Here is a 17,690-nt window from a genome sequence, read left to right as displayed (position 1 = left end):
TCCGAACGGTTACCGAAAAGCGCGGCTTATTCGGTTTCGTTGTCGCTGGCGTCGTCGTCTTGCGTTTCGGCGTCGTCGGTTTCGGCTTCAGGCTCTTCGCCTTCGGCTTCGTCCTGAGCCTCTTCCGCATCGACCGGGGGATTGCCTTCCGAGGCGTCCGCTTCGGCTTCGGCGGCGGCTTCTTCGCCGTCCGCGGCGGCGTCTTCAGACGCGGCTTCTTCGCCTTCTTCGGACGTGGCTTCGCCTTCCGCGGCGGCCTCGCCCTCCGCCGTTTCACCTTCGGCGGTTTCTTCCTCTTCCGGGAGCGGCTCCGGGAATTCCGGGGCGTCCGGGCTGATGGAGGCCAGATAGGCGATCAGATTGACCCGGTCCTCATCGTCGCGGATGCCGGCGAACGACATGGCCGTGCCCTGAATGTAACCGCGCGGGTTTTGCAGATACTCATTCAGGTTCTGATAGAGCCAGGGATTGTCGTAATCGGCCATGGCGCTGGAATAGTTGAACCCGCTGACCGAGCCGGCCTGACGACCCACCACGCCGTGCAGGTTCGGGCCCGTCAGCGCGCCGCCGCCGGCCTCGAACGTGTGGCAGGAGACGCATTTGCGGGATTGCGATTCGCCGGCGCTGAGATCGGCGTTGCGCAGCATGGCGCCCAGATCCAGAACTTCCTCTTCCGCAGCGCCGCCGGCGCCGAGGGTTTCGGGAACCTCGATCTTGTAGGCCGCTTCTTCCAGCTCATGCGGGTGATAGACCACGTGGCTGAGTTCTTTCAGGCCCAGAACAATCAGAAAGACGGCAAGAAGCGCGCCGGAGACTTTGGTGAACGTCATTCGCTTATCTCGAAACCCTATATCGCCTGAAATGCGGCGCCGGAATTTGAGCCGCGTGTTTGGCATGATGCGCATCGTTTCGCAACATGGCGGGGCTGCGCGAATGCGCCGCGCCCGCCCGGCGCTTGATAAGCGGCGCGGCGGCGCATAAGGCTCGACATAGTATGAAAACCGCGATTGTCATTCCCGCGCGCCTGGGCTCCACGCGCCTGCCGCGCAAGCCGCTGGCCGATATTGCCGGGCGGGCGATGATTCTGCGCGTGGCCGATGCGGCGAAGGCCGCCGATATCGGTCCGGTGCTGATCGCCGCGGGCGAGGAAGAGATTGCGGAGGCGGCGCGGGCGGCCGGTTATGAGGCCGTGCTGACCGATCCGGACCTGCCGTCAGGCACGGACCGGGCGCTGGCCGCGCTACAGGCTACGGACCCGGACCACGAATGCGAGGCGGTGATCAATCTGCAGGGCGATCTGCCCGATCTGGACCCGGCCGTGATCCGCGCCGCCCTGGAGGCGGTGACGGGCGCGGAGGGCGTGGATATCGGCACGCTGGCGACCGAGAACGCCGATGCCGCCAAGCGCGACGATCCCAATGCGGTGAAGGCGGTGCTGGCGCTGGAGGCCGGTGGACGGCGCGGGCGGGCGCTCTATTTCACGCGGGCCACGGCGCCGTGGGGCGAGGGCCCGATTTACAAGCATGTCGGGATATACGCCTTCCGCCGCGCGGCGCTGGAGCGTTTCTGCGCCCTGCCGCCCAGCCCGCTGGAAAAGCGCGAGCGGCTGGAACAGCTGCGGGCGCTGGAGAACGGGATGCGGATCGATGCATTGCTTATCGATGATGCGCCCGATGGCGTGGATACGCCGGAAGACCTTGAACGACTGAGAGCGCGATTGAGCGCCAAGGAGCAGTGACAGAATGATTTTATCGGCTGCCGCCCCCGAAGCGGCCGGGTTTTTCAACAATCCCGAACTGATCGATCTGGGCGTGGTCTGGGGACTGCGCGTGCTTTACGCGGCGGTCATTCTGATCGGCGGCCTGTGGATCGCCGGTTTCGTGTCCGGCCAGATCAAGAAACAGGCCCTGAAATCGGACCGGTTCGACAAGACGCTGGCCAATTTCTTCGCCTCGATCGTGCGCTATGCGCTGATGGCGGTGGTGATCATCGCCGTGTTGCAGAAGTTCGGCGTGCCGGTGACATCGCTCGTCGCCGTGCTGGGCGCGGCCACGCTGGCCATCGGCCTGGCGTTGCAGGGGACGCTGGGCAATGTCGCGGCGGGCGTGATGATCGTGATGATCCGGCCCTATCGCCTGGGCGATTTCGTGGAAATCGCGGACGCCAGCGGCACGGTTTCGGACATCAATCTGTTCTATACGGCGCTGGAAACCATCGGGAACGAGCATGTCTATGTGCCCAACGGGCAGGCTTGGAACGATGTGATCGTGAATTACTCGTCCAATGCGCGGCGCCGCACGACGCTGAATTTCGGCATCTCCTATGACGATGATATCGACCGCGCCATCGAGATCATGAAACAGACGGCGAGCGCGCACGAAAACGTGCTGGCCGATCCGGAGCCGTGGGTGGCGGTGAGCGGTCTGGGCGATTCTTCGGTGAACCTGGACCTGCGCGTCTGGGTGGAGCAGCCGAATTTCTTCCAGACCAATCGCGACCTGATCAAGCTGGTCAAGCAAGCGTTCGACCGCGAGGGCATCTCGATCCCGTATCCGCACCAGGTGGAGATCCAGAAGATCGTGGAAGTCCCGCAGGACGCCATTCCGCTGACCGTGAACGACGACCGGGAAGAGGGCGGCAAGGCCTGATTTCCAGACCCGTTCAAACACATGAAAAGGGCCGCCCATGCCGGGCGGCCCTTTCTTTATCGGCTGTCAGCGGGACTGTCAGGCCGCGCCGAGCTTTTCATTGTCTCCGACGCCGCGCGGCGGCTCGCCCGTCAGCCGGGCCTTGGCCCAGCCAAAAGCGGTGACCATCAGGCCGTTGGGGGCGTCCCAGTATTCGGCGTATTCGATGGAGATCTTGATGACGGCCAGATTGGGGTCGTCCTTGCCATCGGGGAACCAGGCGCGCGCGCCTTCGCTCCACAGGTCGTCGATCAGCGTCCTGTCTTCGGTGACCGAGGCCTTGCCCGAGACCGAGACATATTCCTGATCGCCCTTGTCGGCGAAGGCGAGATTGACGTGGCGGTCGCGGCAAAGCTCCCGCACCTTGCCGGAATCGTCGCGCGTGAAGCAGTAGAGAAATTGCCCGTCGCCTTCGCGGCGGCGCACCCACATCGGGCGGGACCGCAAGGAATGGCCGTCCTCGACCGTGGTGAGCATGGCGATCTGGATGTCCTCGATCAGCTCGAACAGTTTTTCGGTTTTTTCTTTATTGGTCTTGTCAGACATGTGTTTTCCCTTTCGTCAGCGAAACGCGACGCTGATTCAACGAAAGGGGCGGGGCTTTGTTCAGGCCCCGGCGTCGTCATGCGCATCTGCGCGCACCGCTTCGATCTCTTCGCCGGTCAGCTTGCCGGCGATGGCGTTAGCCAGCTTCGCGCGGATCGGGGCGTAGGCGGCCACAGCGTCGTCCTCGCCTTCTGAAATGCGGGACCGCTCCAGCCAGTAGGCGGACTTTTCCACGTCGCCGTCGACCAGGGCCAGCATCAGGGCGTGATAGACTTGCCCTTCCGTATCGCCGCGTTCGGCGGCTTTCGCGTACCACTCGGCGGCGGCCGGCTTGTCGGCGGGAACGCCGACGCCTTCATAGAGGGCGTGGCCGTAGAGCGTGGCGCCGGCGGGATGGCCGTTTTCGGCCGCGCGCTTGAAATAGTCCGCGGCGCGGGCGTCGTCCTGTTCGCCCGTATCTTCTTCCGACAAGACCACGCCGGCGCGATAGGCGGCGTCTGCGCCGCCTTCCTCCGCTGCGGTTTCCAGCAGCAGCAGCGCCTTCTGGCGGTCCGGCGGCCCGCCCAGCCCCTGCATGTACAGGCTTGCCAGATCAATGGCGGCTTCGGAACGGCCCGCGCCCAGCGCGCGGTCGAGATAGGAGCGGGCGTCAGCGGTGGTCAGGCCGTGTTCTTCCTCCAGCGCATAGGCGGCCAGCGCCATCAGGGCGTCGGGTTCGCCCTTCTTTGCGGCGGCGCGGTACCAGTTGATGGCTTTGACCTCGTCCCGGACGCCGCCGAGGCCGCGCTCATGCATGTAGCCGATCAGGGTCATCGCCTGGGCATTGCCCTCCGCCGCGGCGGCGGTGGCGGCGATCTGGGCGGTCTGGAAATCGTTCATGGCGTAGGCGGTCTGCGCCGCGTCGAACATTTCCTGCGGCGTGGATGCGCCTTCCAGCGCATCGGCGGCGTTGTCTTCCGTTTCGGCGGCGGGGGCTTCTTCCGCCTGGACCGCGTCTTCTTCAGGGGCGGATTCGCTTTCCTGCGCGAGGGCGGGCGCGGCGGCGAGCAGCAGCAGGGATGCGATCAGGGATTTCATGCCGAGGCCTCTGTGATGGCGGCGTTCAGTTCCGATATGGCGGCGGCCGGACCTTTTTCGTGCGCCCAGACAAAAGAGGACACGGCGATGAAGTCCGCCCCCGCTTCTACGAGCGGGGCGCAATTTTCCGGCGTTATTCCGCCGATGGCGAGGCAGGGCAGGGTGAAGATCTCGCTCCACCAGTCGAGAATGTCCGGCTCCGCGCTGGTTGGCGCGTCCTTGGTCTGCGTCGGATAGAAAGCCCCGAACGCCACATAGTCCGCGCCGTCTTCGCCAGCTTCTATCGCAAGATGGCGGGAATTATGGCAGGTGGCGCCGATAATGGCCTTGTCGCCCATGATGCGGCGCGCCTCGTCCAGCGGGGCGTCGTTCTGCCCCACATGCACGCCGTCCGCGCCGATGGCTTTGGCCAGATCCGGCCGGTCATTGACGATGAAGGCGACATCGCGCGCCCGGCAGATGGGCAGCAGGGCCTTGCCCGCCGCGATCACGTCTTCGTCGGCGGCCTCTTTCAGGCGCAGTTGAAAGGCCGCCACGTCGCCCGCGTCCAGCGCCGCTGTCAGCAGCGGGGCGAAGTCCGAAGGGTGGATCGCGGGGGGCGAAATCAGGTAGATGCGTGCCGTCACGCCGCGTGTCATATCCAAGAATTCGAGGGACTTCCAATGCCGATCGCCGCCGATGATGAAAAACAGATTCTGGAGCTGGAAGCCGACTGGCTGAACGCCGAGCGTGAAGGCCGCCCGCAGGATGTCGCGCCGCTGCTGTCAGAGACCGTGGAATTCTGGGGGCCGGAAGGCGAACGCTTCACGGGCCGCGAGGCCGCGGTGGAGCACCTGGCCGCGACGCCGGGCCGGATCCTGGGCATCGACCTGTCGGAAAAACAGATCTGGGGCGGACAGGACCTGGCCTGGAAGACGGCGCGCTTCATCACGGCGCTGGAGATTGACGGCAAGGCCGTGACCGTGCGCGGCCGCCACCTCTGGGTGCTGGGCCGCGAGGCCGAGGGCTGGCGCGTGCGTCTGCTCTGCTGGGAGCTGGACAGCGTGGAGGGCGGTTAGTCTTCCGGCGTTACGTCCGCAACGGACCAGCCATCGGGCGGGGCCGAAAGCGTGCATTCGCCGCACGGATCGGTGAGAGCGGCCGGCGCCGACGCGGTTGTGCGGGGCGTCCAGAAATAACCATCGTAATGGACCGCGCCTTCGTTGCGGGAGACAGGCGTGAGTATAACCCGGTCCCGATCGCCAGGATCGTCTCTGGCCGGCATGGGATGGGGGCCACACGTATAAGGCTGGCAATTCCACGCCTCGCCGCCCCCGCTGGAATAGTTGAGGCTCAGCGTTTCATTCTCCGGCAAACGCGCGGCGGCGGGCGGGGGCAGGGTGTCTCTCATCGGCGCCTTGGCCGCATGAATGTTGCCGACCAGAAAGACGATCAGGGCTTCCGGGCGGGTTGCGCCGATTGCCTCTAGCCGTCCCGCCATGGCGGCTTCGCCATAGGCCTGGTAGTCGCCTTCACGGGGCGGACGGCCGCCCCGGACGGCAAGAACGTCCAGATCCGCGCCGTCGGTTTTCATGCGCCGGGCCTGTTCTATCAGCGAAAACATCGCTTCGCTGCGCCGCCCGTCGGGCAGACCGCCCCGCCATTCAGGCCGCGACAGAAAGGCCAGCCGGGCGTCCGTTCCGCCATCAGAGTTGAGGTAACCGTCAAGCGGACCCTGCTCCAGGTCGCCATACTCCAACGCCAGAACAACAGGCTGCCCGCGTTCAAGCGCGTGGCAAACTACATCGCCGGCAAACTCCGGAGCCTCATTCGTGCCATGCATTTCGCCAAGAACGAGATAACGGAGACCGTCCTGCGACAGCACGGCGTCCACATCTTTGATCGGGGCGCAATCCTGCGCATGGGCCGCCACCGGTAGAGCCGATGCGAAGGCGAGAACCAGAAGGTTGAACAGCCTCGTCATACGACAACCGTAAGCTGCAAATGATCCGGGGTCACCTTTTTTCCGGATTTTCAGCCCGCCGCGCAGGTTTCGTCGATCAGGATGTGCTGGGCCAGCGCCGGTCCGCCTTCCATGGACTGGATGTGGCGGCGGCCATATTCGGCGGCGACCGCGTTTTCATAGGCGAAGCAGTACCAAGGGGCCTCGGCGTTGCCGGTATTGGTCAGGGCGTGATCCGTGCTGAGGTCCGGCAGGACAGTATGGAAAAAGAGGTGCTTGGTCTCGTGCTGTTCCAGCGCGGTGAAGGGCACCATCAGATAGGCGCCGGGCGCATGACGGCCCGGCTTCGCGGAGACGCGGTCATCGCGGTCGCCATCGGAGACGATGATGCAGGCGGAGAGCAGCGGAGCTGCCAGAAGCAGAAGTGAAAATCGGCGCATGGGACGGGTTCCGGGCGGTTATTGAACCAGCCGAGAATAGAGAAACAGCGCCCACATGGCGATCAGGGCGAGGAAATTTATCGTGAATATCTGGCCACGCAGCCGGACATTGCCCGTCAGCGTCTGCACCATTGTGTGGGCGAGCCGCCCGGCGATGAACAGCCATGCCAGCGCCAGCTGGGCCGGGGTGACCGCGTCCGCCGCGAACAGGATCGCCGCGAGCGCGTAGAACAGGACCGGGGCTTCAAATTGGTTGGAGAGATTGCGCGAGACGCGCGCGGCGGACGGGGAGTCCCCGTCGCCGAACTGGAAGTCGTTATAGGCCGTCTCGCCCTTGCTGACCGCTATGGCGCGGGCGGCGGTGAGCCAGACATAGAGGAAAACGACCAGCGCGAGATGCGTCGCCACGGGCCATAAAATCAGCTCCGGGGCGACGCTCTCGAACATCTTGCTTACCTGAAATGGCGCGGCGAATTACGCTGCCCGTTCGAAGCCTTTTTCCCACTGACCCAGCGAGGCGAGGCCGTTCATCTTGGCGCGGTGGCGGAAGGCCGCCTGGCCGGCTTCGACATTGGAGCCGTTCCACGCCTTGAGCGGCGCGGCCTGCAGGGCGCGGCCATAGGAGAAGGTGAGCTTCCACGGCAGGCCGCCGATGCGGTTCATGGCGTCCAGATGCGCGGTTGCCTGTTCGTCCGACTGGCCGCCGGAGAGGAAGGCAATGCCCGGCACGGCGGCCGGGACGGTGCGCTTGAGCGTGTTGACCGTGCGTTCGGCGACTTCCGAGGCGCTGGCCTGATCGGCGCACTTGGCGCCGGGGACGACCATGTTCGGCTTCAGGACCGTGCCTTCCAGGAAGACGCGGGCCATGAACAGCTCCTCATACAGGCGGCGCAGGACGCGGCCCGTAACGGCGTGGCAACGCTCGATCGTGTGGTCGCCGTCCATCAGGACTTCCGGCTCCACGATCGGGACGATATTGGCTTCCTGGCAAAGCGCGGCGTAGCGGGCCAGGGCGTGGCAATTTGCCTGGATGACGGCCTGATGCGGGCGGGCGTCGGAATCGATCTCGATCACCGCGCGCCATTTGGCGAAACGCGCGCCCAGCTCGTAATACTCGTTCAGGCGGTCGCGCAGGCCGTCCAGGCCTTCGGTGATCTTTTCGCCCTTGAAGCCGGCCATGTCCTTGGCGCCCATGTCCACCTTGATGCCCGGCACGGCGCCGGTGGCGGAGATAACTTCGGCCAGCGGGGCGCCGTCCTTGGCTTTCTGGCGCAGCGTTTCGTCATACAGGATGACGCCGGAGATATACTCGCTCATCGCGTCGTCGGCGCGGAACAGCATCTCGCGCCAGTCGCGGCGGGACTCCTCGGTGGATTCCAGGTTGATGCCGTCGAAACGCTTCTTGATGGTGCCGGTGGATTCATCGGCGGCCAGGATGCCCTTGCCGGGCGTGACCATTTTCTTGGCGATATCCGCCAGTTGATCTTTATTCATCGCAACTACCTTCTTCCCCCAGATCTCTTTTCTATCGTTTCAGGGCCTCGACGCCCGGCAGGGCGCGGCCCTCCACCCATTCCAGGAACGCGCCTCCGGCGTTCGAGACATAGGTGAAATCTTCATAGGCGCCGGCATGGCGCAGCGCGGCGACCGTGTCGCCGCCGCCGGCGACGGCGACCAGCTTGCCCGCGCGCGCCTGTTTGGCGGCGTATTTGGCCGCTTCCACGGTCGCGGTGTCAAATGGCGGGATCTCGAACGCGCCGAGCGGGCCGTTCCACAGCAGCGTGCTGGCTTCCTCGATCGCCTCGGCGATGGCGTCCACGGACTCCGGGCCGGCGTCGAGGATCATTTCGTTCTGGCCCACGCGGTCGGCGGAGACGGTGCGGCTGGGCGCGTTCGCCTCGAACTTCTCGGCGACCACGACGTCGGCCGGCAGCATGATCTCGCAGCCATGCGTGCGGGCCGCGTCCATGATCTTGCGCGCGGTGTCGGCGTAGTCCGGCTCGTTCAGCGACTTGCCGACATCGATGCCCTTGGCGCTCATGAAGGTGTTAGCCATGCCGCCGCCAATGGCGAGGATGTCCGCCTTTTCGACCAGCGCCATCAAAACGTCGATCTTGGTGGAGACCTTGGCGCCGCCGACCACCGCCATCATCGGGCGCTTGGGATCGCGCAGCACGGTGGAGAGATGGTCGATCTCCCGCGCCAGCGCCTTGCCGGCGAAGGCGGGGAGATGATGGGTGACGCCCTCGGTCGAGGCGTGGGCGCGGTGGCTGACGCTGAACGCATCCTCCACGAAGATGTCGAACGGTTCGGCCAGCGCCTTGGCGAAGGCCGGATCGTTGGCTTCCTCGCCTTCGTGGAAACGCAGATTCTCGAACAGCGCGACGCCGCCCTGCATCAGGCCCTCGGCCGCCTGCCGCGCCTCATCGCCCACGCAGTCCGGGACGAACAGGACCGGGGTATCCAGAAGCTCGGCCAGGACCGGCTGGATCGGGGCGAGGGAAAATTCCTCCGCCCGCTTTCCCTTGGGCCGGCCCAGATGCGAGATCAGCGCGATGCGCGCGCCCTGGTGCTTCAGATAGCGGATGGTCGGCAGCGCGGCCTCGATCCGGCTGGCGTCGGCGACCGCGCCGTCTTTCAGCGGGACGTTGAAATCAACGCGGACGAGAACCCGCTTTCCAGCGAGCTCCGCGTCTTCCAGGCGGTGAATCCGGGTCATCGGCCTTACAGGAACTTGCCCATGGCCAGCGCGGTGTCGCTCATCCGCGTGGCGAAGCCCCATTCATTGTCGTACCAGCTCATCACCCGCGCCAGGCGGCCCTCGATGACCTGCGTCTGGTCCAGCGCGAAGGTGGAGGAATGCGGGTCGTGGTTGAGGTCCATGGAGACCAGCGGCTTGGTCGTGTAGGTCAGCACGCCCTTCATCGGGCCGTCGGCGGCCGCCTTGATGGCGTTATTGATCTCTTCGGCGGACGTTTCACGGCCCGCATCGAACACCAGGTCGACCATGGAGACGTTCGGCGTCGGAACGCGGACGGAGGAACCGTCCAGCTTGCCGTTCAGTTCGGGGAGGACCAGGCCGACGGCCTTGGCCGCGCCGGTGGTGGTCGGGATCATCGACATCGCCGCGGCGCGGGCGCGGTAGAGATCCTTGTGCATGCGGTCCAGCGTCGGCTGGTCGCCGGTATAGGAGTGGATCGTGGTCATGTAGCCGCGATCGATGCCCACCGCGTCGTTCAGCACCTTGGCGACCGGCGCCAGGCAGTTGGTGGTGCAGGAGGCGTTGGAGACGATCAGGTCGTCCGCGGTCAGGATGTCGTGATTGACGCCGAAGACGATGGTCTTCTCGACATTCTTGGCCGGGGCGGAAATCAGCACGCGCTTGGCGCCGGCGTCCAGATGCGCCTTGGCGGACTCGGCGTCGGCGAAGATGCCGGTGCATTCCATCACCACATCGACGTCCAGCTCGCCCCAGGGGAGGTTCTTCGGGTCGCGCTCGGCCGTGACGCGAATGTCGCCATTGCCGGCGTTCATCACGCCGTCGCCGGTCGTGACCTCGTGCGGGAAACGGCCATGAACGGAATCGTATTGAAGCAGGTGGGCGTTGGTCTCTACAGGTCCGAGATCATTAATGCCGACCACGACGATATCGCCGCGGTTCTGTTCAATCATCGACCGAAGCGCAAGCCGGCCAATACGGCCAAAACCATTGATGGCAACACGTAGCGCCATGAGCGTCTCCCTTGGATCAGGCGGCGCGCAGTCTTACGGAGAATCCGCCGCGCCTCTTAACGATTTGCGCGGGGTTTAACGCGCAGGGGCCGCAAGGTCCATATTGCAGGCGCCGAAAGGGGTGTCAGGGGGAGACGGGACGCACTTTGGACGCGGTCTCCCGCGCCCGTTCCCGCGCGACCTCTATGGTTTCGCCGCGGGCGAGCGCCACGCCCATGCGGCGGCGCTGATAGGATTCGGGCTTGCCGAACAGGCGCAGATCGGATCCGGGAACGCCCAGCGCGTCCGCCACGCCCTCGAAAGCGATTCCCTTCGCATCCACGCCGCCATAGATCACCGCGCTGGCGCCGTACTGGCGCAGGCCGACATCGACCGGCAGGCCCAGAATGGCGCGGGCGTGCAGGGCGAATTCGCTCTGGCGCTGGGTGATCAGGGTGACAAGGCCGGTGTCATGCGGGCGGGGGCTGACTTCGGAGAACCAGACCTGGTCCCCCTTCACGAACAGCTCCACGCCGAACAGGCCAAGACCGCCCAGCGCGTCAGTGACCTTCCGGGCCACGTCCTGCGCGGCTTCGCGGGCGGGTTCGGCCATCGGCTGGGGCTGCCAGCTTTCGACATAGTCGCCGTTTTCCTGACGGTGGCCGACAGGCTCGCAGAACTGGGTCAGGGTTTCGCCTTCCGGCGATTTGGCGCGGACGGTGAGGAGCGTGATCTCGAAATCGAAATCCACCGCGCCCTCGACGATGACCCGCGTCTTCTTCGTGCGGCCGGAGGCAAGCGCGTATTCCCAAGCGGCGGGGATGCCGGCGGCGGCGTCCACCTTCGACTGGCCCTTGCCGGACGACGACATCACCGGCTTCACGAACACCGGATAGCCGATGCGGTCGGCGGCTTCCTGCAACTCCGCCTCGCTGGAGGCAAAGGCGTAGGGGCTGGTCGGCAGGTCCAGTTCCTCGGCGGCGAGGCGGCGGATGCCTTCACGGTCCATTGTCAGCTGCGTGGCGCGGGCCGTGGGAATGATGGTTGTCAGCCCCTCCGCCTCGATCTCGGCCAGCGTATCGGTGGCGATGGCCTCGATCTCCGGCACGACGAGGTCGGGCTTTTCGGCCTCGATCAACGCCCGCAGGGCCGCGCCGTCGGTCATGTCGATGACATGGGAGCGGTGGGCGACCTGCATGGCGGGCGCGTTCTCGTAGCGGTCGACGGCGATGGTCTCGACGCCCAGACGCTGCAGCTCGATCGCCACTTCCTTGCCCAGCTCGCCGGAGCCGAGCAGCATCACCTTTGTGGAGGCCGGGGTGAGCGGGGTTCCGAAACGCATAAGCTAGACCAGTGTCTGCGCCGCTTCCGCGACGGCTTTCGCCGTGATGCCGAAATGATCGTAGAGCTGTTCGTAAGGGGCCGACGCGCCGAAGCCCGTCATGCCGACAAACGCGCCGTCCCGGCCGATCCACTGGTCCCAGCCCATGCGGATGGCGGCCTCGACCGCGATCTTCGGCAGGCCCTCGCCCAGCACCTTCTCCTGATAATCCCCGGGCTGCTGTTCGAACAGTTCCCAGCACGGCATGGAGACGACGCGGGCGCCGATGCCTTTCTCGGCCAGCAGCTTCTGCGCCTCGACCGCCAGGTGAAGCTCGGAGCCGGTGCCGATCAGCACGCATTTTTCCTCCAGCCCTTCCTCCGGCGCGGTCAGGACATAGCCGCCAAGGGCGGACATGTTCTTGGGGCGCTTGGTCTGCGGCTGGCGCAGGCAGGGCAGTTTCTGACGGGTGAGCGCCATGACGGACGGGCCGTCCGCATTATCCAGCGCCAGCTCCCAGCACTCGGCTGCCTCCACAACGTCGCCCGGGCGGAACACCGCCACATTGGGCATGGCGCGCAGGGCGGCCAGATGCTCCACCGGCTGGTGGGTCGGACCGTCTTCGCCAAGGCCGATGGAGTCATGCGTCATCACGTGGATCACGCGCTGCTTCATCAGGGCGGCGAGGCGGATGGACGGGCGGCAGTAATCGGAGAACACTAGGAAGGTGCCGGAATAGGGAATGACCCCGCCATGCAGCGCCATGCCGTTCATCGCCGCGGCCATGCCGTGTTCGCGGACGCCGTAATGGATGTAGCGGCCGGAGAAATCATCCGGCGTGACCGACTGCATGTCCTTGGTGCGGGTGTTGTTGGAGCCGGTGAGGTCGGCCGAGCCACCGATCATTTCCGGCACGGCCGGGATCAGGGCTTCCAGCGCGGCGCCGGAGGCCTGACGGGTGGCCATGGCCGGGGCTTCGGTCGCCATTTTCTGCACATGGTCACGGATCGCCTGACGCCAGCCTTCCGGCAGGCGGCCTTCGATGGCGCGCTGGAACGCATCCTTTTTCTCGTGACCGTTCAGGCGCTGTTCCCACGCTTCGCGGGCGGCGCGGCCATGCCCGCCGACATCGCGCCAGGCGTTCAGAACGTCGTCCGGCACTTCAAACGGTTCATGGTCCCAGCCCAGATTCTTGCGGGTGCCGGCGATTTCCTCATCGCCCAGCGGCGAACCGTGGGTCGAAGCCGTGCCTTCCTTGGTGGGCGCGCCGAAGCCGATTTTGGTGCGGCAGGCGATCATGTTCGGCTTGTCCGACTCCATGCAGGCGGCCAGCGCGGCGCGGATCTGTTCATGATCGTGGCCGTCGACGCTCTGCACGTTCCAGCCCGCAGCCTTGAAACGCTTCACCTGATCGCCGGTCTCGGCCAGCGAGACATCGCCGTCGATACAGATGGAATTGTCGTCGAACAGGACGGTCAGATTGCACAGCTTCATATGGCCGGCCAGCGAGATCGCCTCGTGGCTGATGCCCTCCATCAGGTCGCCGTCGGAGGCGATGACGAAGGTACGGTGATCGACCAGGTCGTCGCCGTAGCGGGCCTTCATCAGGCGCTCGGCCATCGCCATGCCGACCGCGGTGGAGATGCCCTGTCCCAGCGGGCCGGTGGTCATCTCCACGCCCGGCGTGTCGCCATATTCCGGGTGGCCCGGCGTCTTGGAGTGCAGCTGGCGGAAATTCTTCAGATCGTCCATCTCCACGCCCGGCACGCCGGTCAGGTGCAGCAGGGAATAGAGCAGCATGGAGCCGTGGCCCGCCGAGAGCACGAAACGGTCGCGGTCCGGCCATTGCGGGTCGGCTGAGTCGTATTTAAGGAAGTCGCTGAACAGCACGGTCGCGACATCGGCCATGCCCATCGGCATGCCGGGATGACCGGAGTTGGCTTTCTGCACAGCGTCCATGGAAAGCGCGCGGATGGCGTCGGCCATGCGGCGGCGTGTCGTAATTTCGGCCTTATTCATGTGATGCTTTCGCCCCTGCCTGGATCAAAACGTCTTTTCAACGCCGCAGCGCCATGACTAAGCTTGCTTGAAGGAATGATGACGGATTCGCACGATTCCTCCGAACGTGGTCTCGAACACGCCGCACAGCGCCTGGACCAGGCGCTGTCCAGACTCGAGTCACGCTTCGAGACATTGCTTGAAAGCGGGGCCAGTCAAGAAAGGCAAGCCCCGGACGCTGAATTGGCTGAAGCCGCCGCCAATGCATCGCAGGTTCTGGCCGGCGCCATAGAAGAGGTGCAGGCCGCGATCCGGGAGGCCGGGGAGGCCGCGCGCAATGGCGAAGGTTGATATTGTCGTCAACGGGCGCTCCTTCGCTGTCGGCTGCGAACCGGGCGAGGAAGAGCACCTGAAATCGCTGGCGCGGCATTTCGATTCACATGTGTCGCGGCTGGCCGAACGCGTGGGACAGATCGGCGATTTGCGGCTGTTCCTGATGGCCGCGCTGGTGGTGTCCGACGAACTGGCCGATGCGGCGCGCGAGAACGAGGCGCTGCGCGGCAAGGCCAGGGACGACGGAGACGGTAATGCCGCGGCCGAAGCCCTGATCAAGGCGGCGGAGCGGATCGAGGCCCTTGCAGATCGCGCGGAGAAAACCCCTTGAGCAATCGCCCTTCCGGCCCCACATTCCGCTATGGCGGCGTCTGCGGTTCGCGTGATAGGCCACCATCTCAGCGACCGTACCTATCTCTATAGGGAGCTGTCACTGCCCGGGGCCGTGGCCCCTTGCAAACGGCGCCCACCTGGTTAGCCAGGTCCTAGAGAAGGTTAGGCCGAAACGGTCCTCGCGGAGCCGCCGCATGTTTTCGCTTTTCAGACCCAGCAAGAAGTCGCTCCGGCGCAAGATGAAAGTCCTGCGGGACGAGGCTGCGCGCTCCGATCCCGGGGCGGGGCAGCGCCTGCTGGAGCATTTCCCGCAAGGGGCATGGCCCTCCATCGGCGACGTGGTGGCGGCCTATCACCCGCTTCCCGGCGAGATCGACCCGCTGCCTCTTCTGGCGATGTTCGCCTGCGAGGGCGCGACGACCGCGCTGCCGGTGGCGGAGCCGGAGCGGACGCTGAGCTTCAAGATATGGAAGCCGGGCGATCCGGTGATCCGCGGCCTGTTCGGCGTCGATACGCCGGCGGAGGACGCCGACAAGGTGACGCCGGATTTCCTGCTGACCCCCATGCTGGCCTTCGACGCCAAGGGGCGGCGGCTCGGCTATGGCGCGGGGTTCTATGACCGGGCGCTGCAGCGCCTGCGGGCCGAACATGCGGTGACGGTGATCGGCCTGGCCTATGAGGCGCAGCGCGTGAAGCGCGTGCCGACCGAGGCGCATGACCAGAAAATGGACTGGATCCTGACCGAACGCGCGGCCTACGAGACGCATTGATGCCCCGCTACAAGCTGACAGTTGAATATGACGGCGGGCCGTTCGCCGGGTGGCAGCGTCAGGAGAACGGGCCGTCCGTGCAGCAGGCGCTGGAAGAGGCGGCGCTGAAGCTGGACCCCGAAGCGTCGGAAGTTTACGGGGCGGGGCGCACCGATTCCGGCGTGCATGCGCTGGGTCAGGTCGCCCATGTCGATCTTCGGAAGGACTTGCCGGACGACACGGTGCGCGACGCGCTGAACGCGCATCTGGGGCGCGGCGCGGTGGCGGTGCTGGCGGCCGAGCGGGTCGGCGATGAGTTTCACGCCCGGTTCGACGCGAAAAGCCGGTCCTATCTCTATCGTCTGGCGGACCGGCGCGCGCCGCTGGCGCTGGATCGTGGCCGGGTGTGGCGCGTGCCGCGGAAACTGGACGCGGCGGCGATGGACGCGGCGGCGCAGGTTCTGACCGGCCAGCATGATTTCACGACATTCCGGGCCGCGCTCTGCCAGGCGAAATCGCCGGTGAAGACGCTGGACGCGATCGCCGTGCGGCGCGTCGGGCCGGAAGTGCACATTTCCTGTTCTGCGCGGTCCTTCCTGCACCGGCAGGTGCGATCCTTCGCCGGGTCGCTGGTGGAGGTGGGGATTGGCAAATGGAGCGCCGACGATCTGCGCGCCGCGCTTGAGGCCAAGGACCGGGCCGCGTGCGGGCCGGTGGCGCCGCCGGACGGGTTGTATCTGGTGCGGGTCGACTACGCCTGAACGGCGGAGCCTGACAGCATGTAGGCCAGCCCCAGCTGCGCCATCAGCCACAGGATCAGGGCCAGACACGCTCCGCCAATGGCCAGTGACCATGGCGCGTCCAGCGCGCCGATGGCGGCCCGGCAATGGGCGAAGACCACCAAAAGGAAATAGAAGCTCGTGGTGGAGTAATGCGCCTCCGCCGAGACGAGGCCGGCCAGAAGGGGCAGGCCGATCACGGTGTGAACCATCAAGAGGAAGAGCAGCGTCCAGTTATGGACGACGATCCAGGGCGCCAGCGAGTCCCTGAGGCCGAACGCGCCGGTGAACAGGCGCGCGACCAGCGGGAAATACAGCCACATGACGGCATAGAGCGTGACCGCGTAGCCAAGACCGGCCGTGCGGGCCTGCGCCGGGTCTTCGGCCAACGCCAGAACCAGCTTGCTCTGGATGATCAGGACCAGCGCGAAGAAGGGAACGCCCCAGACCGCGGCCAGGAAGGAGCGCCAGAGGCCGCGTTCGGACACGTCGAAATGGGCGCGCCAGTCTTCCTTGAAGCTGAGCATCGCCACGACGCCCGCCAGATGCTGGCGCAAATCCGCAATCACGCCGGGCGGCTCCCGAATTTGTCGAAATAATCGATCAGGATGCGGGTATAGATGCGGGTCAGGGTTTCCATGTCGTCCAGGCTGACGCGCTCGTCGATCTGGTGGATCGTGGGATTGGTGAGGCCGAACTCGGCCACCGGGCAGACATCCTTGATGAAGCGGGCGTCGGAGGTGCCGCCGCTGGTCGAAAGCTCCGGCTTGCGGCCGGTTTCGGCTTCGACGGCGCGTTGCAGCAGGTCCGTATAGTCGCCCGGCTGGGTCAGGAACGCTTCGCCGGAGACGCGCAGATCCAGCTCCATCCTCACGCCGGTCTCTTTCTCGACCGCTTTGGCTTCCTTCTCCACCCATTTGACCAGCTCATCGCCCTTGTGGGCTATATTGAAGCGGACATTGAACATGGCGCGCGCCGCGCCCGGGATGACGTTGTGCGCCGGATTGCCGACATCGATGGTGGAGATTTCCAGATTGGACGGCTGGAAGTCCTCCGCGCCCTCATCCAGCACGCGGCCGCGCAGGCGGTCCAGCAGGTCGAGGAGGGCGGGGACCGGGTTCTTCGCCTTGTGCGGATAGGCGACGTGGCCCTGCACCCCCACGGCGCGGATGGTCCCGTTGAAGCTGCCGCGGCGGCCATGCTTGATCATGTCGCCCATGGCGGCGGGGTTTGACGGCTCGCCCACCAGGGCGTGGTCGATCTGCTCCCCCGCCTTCACGACGGCGGGCAGCAGCTTGCGCGTGCCTTCGATGGCGGGGCCTTCCTCATCGCCGGTAATCAGCAGGCTGATGGACCCGGCGGGCTGGCCCTTGGCGTCCAGATAGCGGGCGCAGGCGGCGACGAAGGCGGCGATGGCGCCTTTCATGTCCGAAGTTCCGCGCCCCCACAGGACGCCGTCATGGATTTCGGCGGCGAAGGGCGGATAGGTCCATTCTTCTTCCGGTCCGGTGGGCACGACGTCCGTATGGCCGGCGAAGCAGAAATTGGGCTGGTCGCTTCCCAGCCGCGCATACAGGTTTTCCACATCGCCAAAGCGGTGACGCGTGAAGCGGAAGCCCATCTGGCTGAGCGCGTCCTGCAGCGCCTCCTGCGCGCCCTCGTCGCGCGGGGTCACGCTGGGCTTGCGGATCAGCGTCTGCAGGAAGGGAATCGGGTCGGTCAGGTCCTGTGTCACGCCCCATCCTTAGCGCGCCTTCCCGTCCAGTCCCATAGG

Annotated in this window: 21 protein-coding genes and 1 other RNA gene; 8 read left to right on the top strand and 14 right to left on the bottom strand. The window is 65.7% G+C overall.

The window, feature by feature from the left end; translation table 11 throughout:
* Positions 1-26: 26 nt before the first annotated feature.
* A complete protein-coding gene (locus H2040_RS10070; protein ID WP_287157167.1) occupies positions 27-830 on the bottom strand; it encodes a c-type cytochrome in 804 nt (267 codons plus the stop codon).
* Between the two features lie 164 nt (positions 831-994).
* On the opposite strand from H2040_RS10070, the gene H2040_RS10065 reads away from it, so the two are divergent.
* Complete coding sequence (locus H2040_RS10065; RefSeq protein ID WP_287157165.1) at positions 995-1,738, top strand: 3-deoxy-manno-octulosonate cytidylyltransferase; 744 nt, start codon at positions 995-997, stop codon at positions 1,736-1,738.
* Between the two features lie 4 nt (positions 1,739-1,742).
* Complete coding sequence (locus H2040_RS10060) at positions 1,743-2,648, top strand: mechanosensitive ion channel family protein (RefSeq protein ID WP_287157164.1); 906 nt, start codon at positions 1,743-1,745, stop codon at positions 2,646-2,648.
* Positions 2,649-2,726: 78 nt separating this feature from the next.
* Here H2040_RS10060 and H2040_RS10055 read toward each other — a convergent pair whose 3' ends face one another.
* Genes H2040_RS10055 through thiE form a run of 3 tightly spaced genes read right to left on the bottom strand, consistent with a single transcriptional unit; the run spans position 2,727 to position 4,948 of the window.
* The gene (locus H2040_RS10055) at positions 2,727-3,233 is read right to left on the bottom strand and encodes a pyridoxamine 5'-phosphate oxidase family protein (protein WP_287157163.1); all 507 of its coding nucleotides are present in this window, start codon (positions 3,231-3,233) and stop codon (positions 2,727-2,729) included.
* A 60-nt stretch (positions 3,234-3,293) separates the two neighbouring features.
* Positions 3,294-4,310 (bottom strand): tetratricopeptide repeat protein, encoded by a 1,017-nt coding sequence (locus H2040_RS10050; protein ID WP_287157161.1) that lies wholly within the window; start codon positions 4,308-4,310, stop codon positions 3,294-3,296.
* A complete protein-coding gene (gene thiE, locus H2040_RS10045) occupies positions 4,307-4,948 on the bottom strand; it encodes a thiamine phosphate synthase (protein WP_287157169.1) in 642 nt (213 codons plus the stop codon). The genes H2040_RS10050 and thiE overlap by 4 nt, the downstream gene beginning before the upstream one ends.
* Before the next feature lie 24 nt (positions 4,949-4,972).
* On the opposite strand from thiE, the gene H2040_RS10040 reads away from it, so the two are divergent.
* Positions 4,973-5,368 (top strand): YybH family protein, encoded by a 396-nt coding sequence (locus H2040_RS10040; protein WP_033310735.1) that lies wholly within the window; start codon positions 4,973-4,975, stop codon positions 5,366-5,368.
* Here H2040_RS10040 and H2040_RS10035 read toward each other — a convergent pair.
* From H2040_RS10035 to tkt, 8 genes are all read right to left on the bottom strand, one after another.
* Positions 5,365-6,273: a hypothetical protein gene (locus tag H2040_RS10035; RefSeq protein ID WP_287157159.1), complete on the bottom strand. Its 909-nt coding sequence runs from the start codon at positions 6,271-6,273 to the stop codon at positions 5,365-5,367. The genes H2040_RS10040 and H2040_RS10035 overlap by 4 nt on opposite strands.
* A gap of 50 nt (positions 6,274-6,323) precedes the next feature.
* Entirely contained in the window at positions 6,324-6,692 is a 369-nt protein-coding gene (locus tag H2040_RS10030) for a hypothetical protein (protein WP_287157158.1), read from the bottom strand.
* Between the two features lie 18 nt (positions 6,693-6,710).
* On the bottom strand, positions 6,711-7,139 hold the full coding sequence (locus H2040_RS10025) for an MAPEG family protein (RefSeq protein WP_287157157.1): 429 nt from the start codon (positions 7,137-7,139) through the stop codon (positions 6,711-6,713).
* A 27-nt stretch (positions 7,140-7,166) separates the two neighbouring features.
* Positions 7,167-8,186, bottom strand: coding sequence for a class I fructose-bisphosphate aldolase (locus H2040_RS10020; protein ID WP_022697553.1), 1,020 nt, complete (start codon positions 8,184-8,186; stop codon positions 7,167-7,169).
* 31 nt (positions 8,187-8,217) lie between these two features.
* Complete coding sequence (locus H2040_RS10015; RefSeq protein ID WP_287157155.1) at positions 8,218-9,411, bottom strand: phosphoglycerate kinase; 1,194 nt, start codon at positions 9,409-9,411, stop codon at positions 8,218-8,220.
* A gap of 5 nt (positions 9,412-9,416) precedes the next feature.
* Complete coding sequence (gap, locus tag H2040_RS10010) at positions 9,417-10,424, bottom strand: type I glyceraldehyde-3-phosphate dehydrogenase (RefSeq protein WP_287157154.1); 1,008 nt, start codon at positions 10,422-10,424, stop codon at positions 9,417-9,419.
* 124 nt (positions 10,425-10,548) lie between these two features.
* Complete coding sequence (gene purT / locus H2040_RS10005; protein ID WP_287157153.1) at positions 10,549-11,745, bottom strand: formate-dependent phosphoribosylglycinamide formyltransferase; 1,197 nt, start codon at positions 11,743-11,745, stop codon at positions 10,549-10,551.
* A gap of 3 nt (positions 11,746-11,748) precedes the next feature.
* On the bottom strand, positions 11,749-13,743 hold the full coding sequence (gene tkt, locus H2040_RS10000) for a transketolase (RefSeq protein ID WP_287157151.1): 1,995 nt from the start codon (positions 13,741-13,743) through the stop codon (positions 11,749-11,751).
* A gap of 78 nt (positions 13,744-13,821) precedes the next feature.
* On the opposite strand from tkt, the gene H2040_RS09995 reads away from it, so the two are divergent.
* The 5 genes from H2040_RS09995 (at position 13,822) to truA (ending at position 15,898) form a co-directional block, all read left to right on the top strand.
* Positions 13,822-14,073 (top strand): hypothetical protein, encoded by a 252-nt coding sequence (locus H2040_RS09995; RefSeq protein ID WP_287157150.1) that lies wholly within the window; start codon positions 13,822-13,824, stop codon positions 14,071-14,073.
* Complete coding sequence (locus tag H2040_RS09990; RefSeq protein ID WP_022697559.1) at positions 14,060-14,386, top strand: cell division protein ZapA; 327 nt, start codon at positions 14,060-14,062, stop codon at positions 14,384-14,386. The genes H2040_RS09995 and H2040_RS09990 overlap by 14 nt, the downstream gene beginning before the upstream one ends.
* 34 nt (positions 14,387-14,420) lie before the next feature.
* Positions 14,421-14,579: non-coding RNA, 6S RNA (ssrS, locus tag H2040_RS09985), on the top strand.
* Between the two features lie 3 nt (positions 14,580-14,582).
* A complete protein-coding gene (locus tag H2040_RS09980; RefSeq protein ID WP_022697560.1) occupies positions 14,583-15,158 on the top strand; it encodes a 5-formyltetrahydrofolate cyclo-ligase in 576 nt (191 codons plus the stop codon).
* Positions 15,158-15,898, top strand: coding sequence for a tRNA pseudouridine(38-40) synthase TruA (gene truA / locus H2040_RS09975; RefSeq protein ID WP_287157149.1), 741 nt, complete (start codon positions 15,158-15,160; stop codon positions 15,896-15,898). Before H2040_RS09980 ends, truA begins: the two co-directional genes overlap by 1 nt.
* Here the strand turns inward: truA and H2040_RS09970 are convergent.
* Entirely contained in the window at positions 15,889-16,485 is a 597-nt protein-coding gene (locus H2040_RS09970) for a hypothetical protein (protein WP_022697562.1), read from the bottom strand. The two genes, truA and H2040_RS09970, sit on opposite strands and share 10 nt — an antisense overlap.
* Complete coding sequence (dapE, locus tag H2040_RS09965) at positions 16,482-17,651, bottom strand: succinyl-diaminopimelate desuccinylase (protein WP_287157148.1); 1,170 nt, start codon at positions 17,649-17,651, stop codon at positions 16,482-16,484. The genes H2040_RS09970 and dapE overlap by 4 nt, the downstream gene beginning before the upstream one ends.
* Positions 17,652-17,690: the final 39 nt, after the last annotated feature.

The sequence above is a fragment of the Euryhalocaulis sp. genome (assembly GCF_013911995.1).
Lineage (GTDB): Bacteria > Pseudomonadota > Alphaproteobacteria > Caulobacterales > Maricaulaceae > Euryhalocaulis > Euryhalocaulis caribicus.
This window is presented reverse-complemented; position numbering and strand designations above follow the sequence as displayed.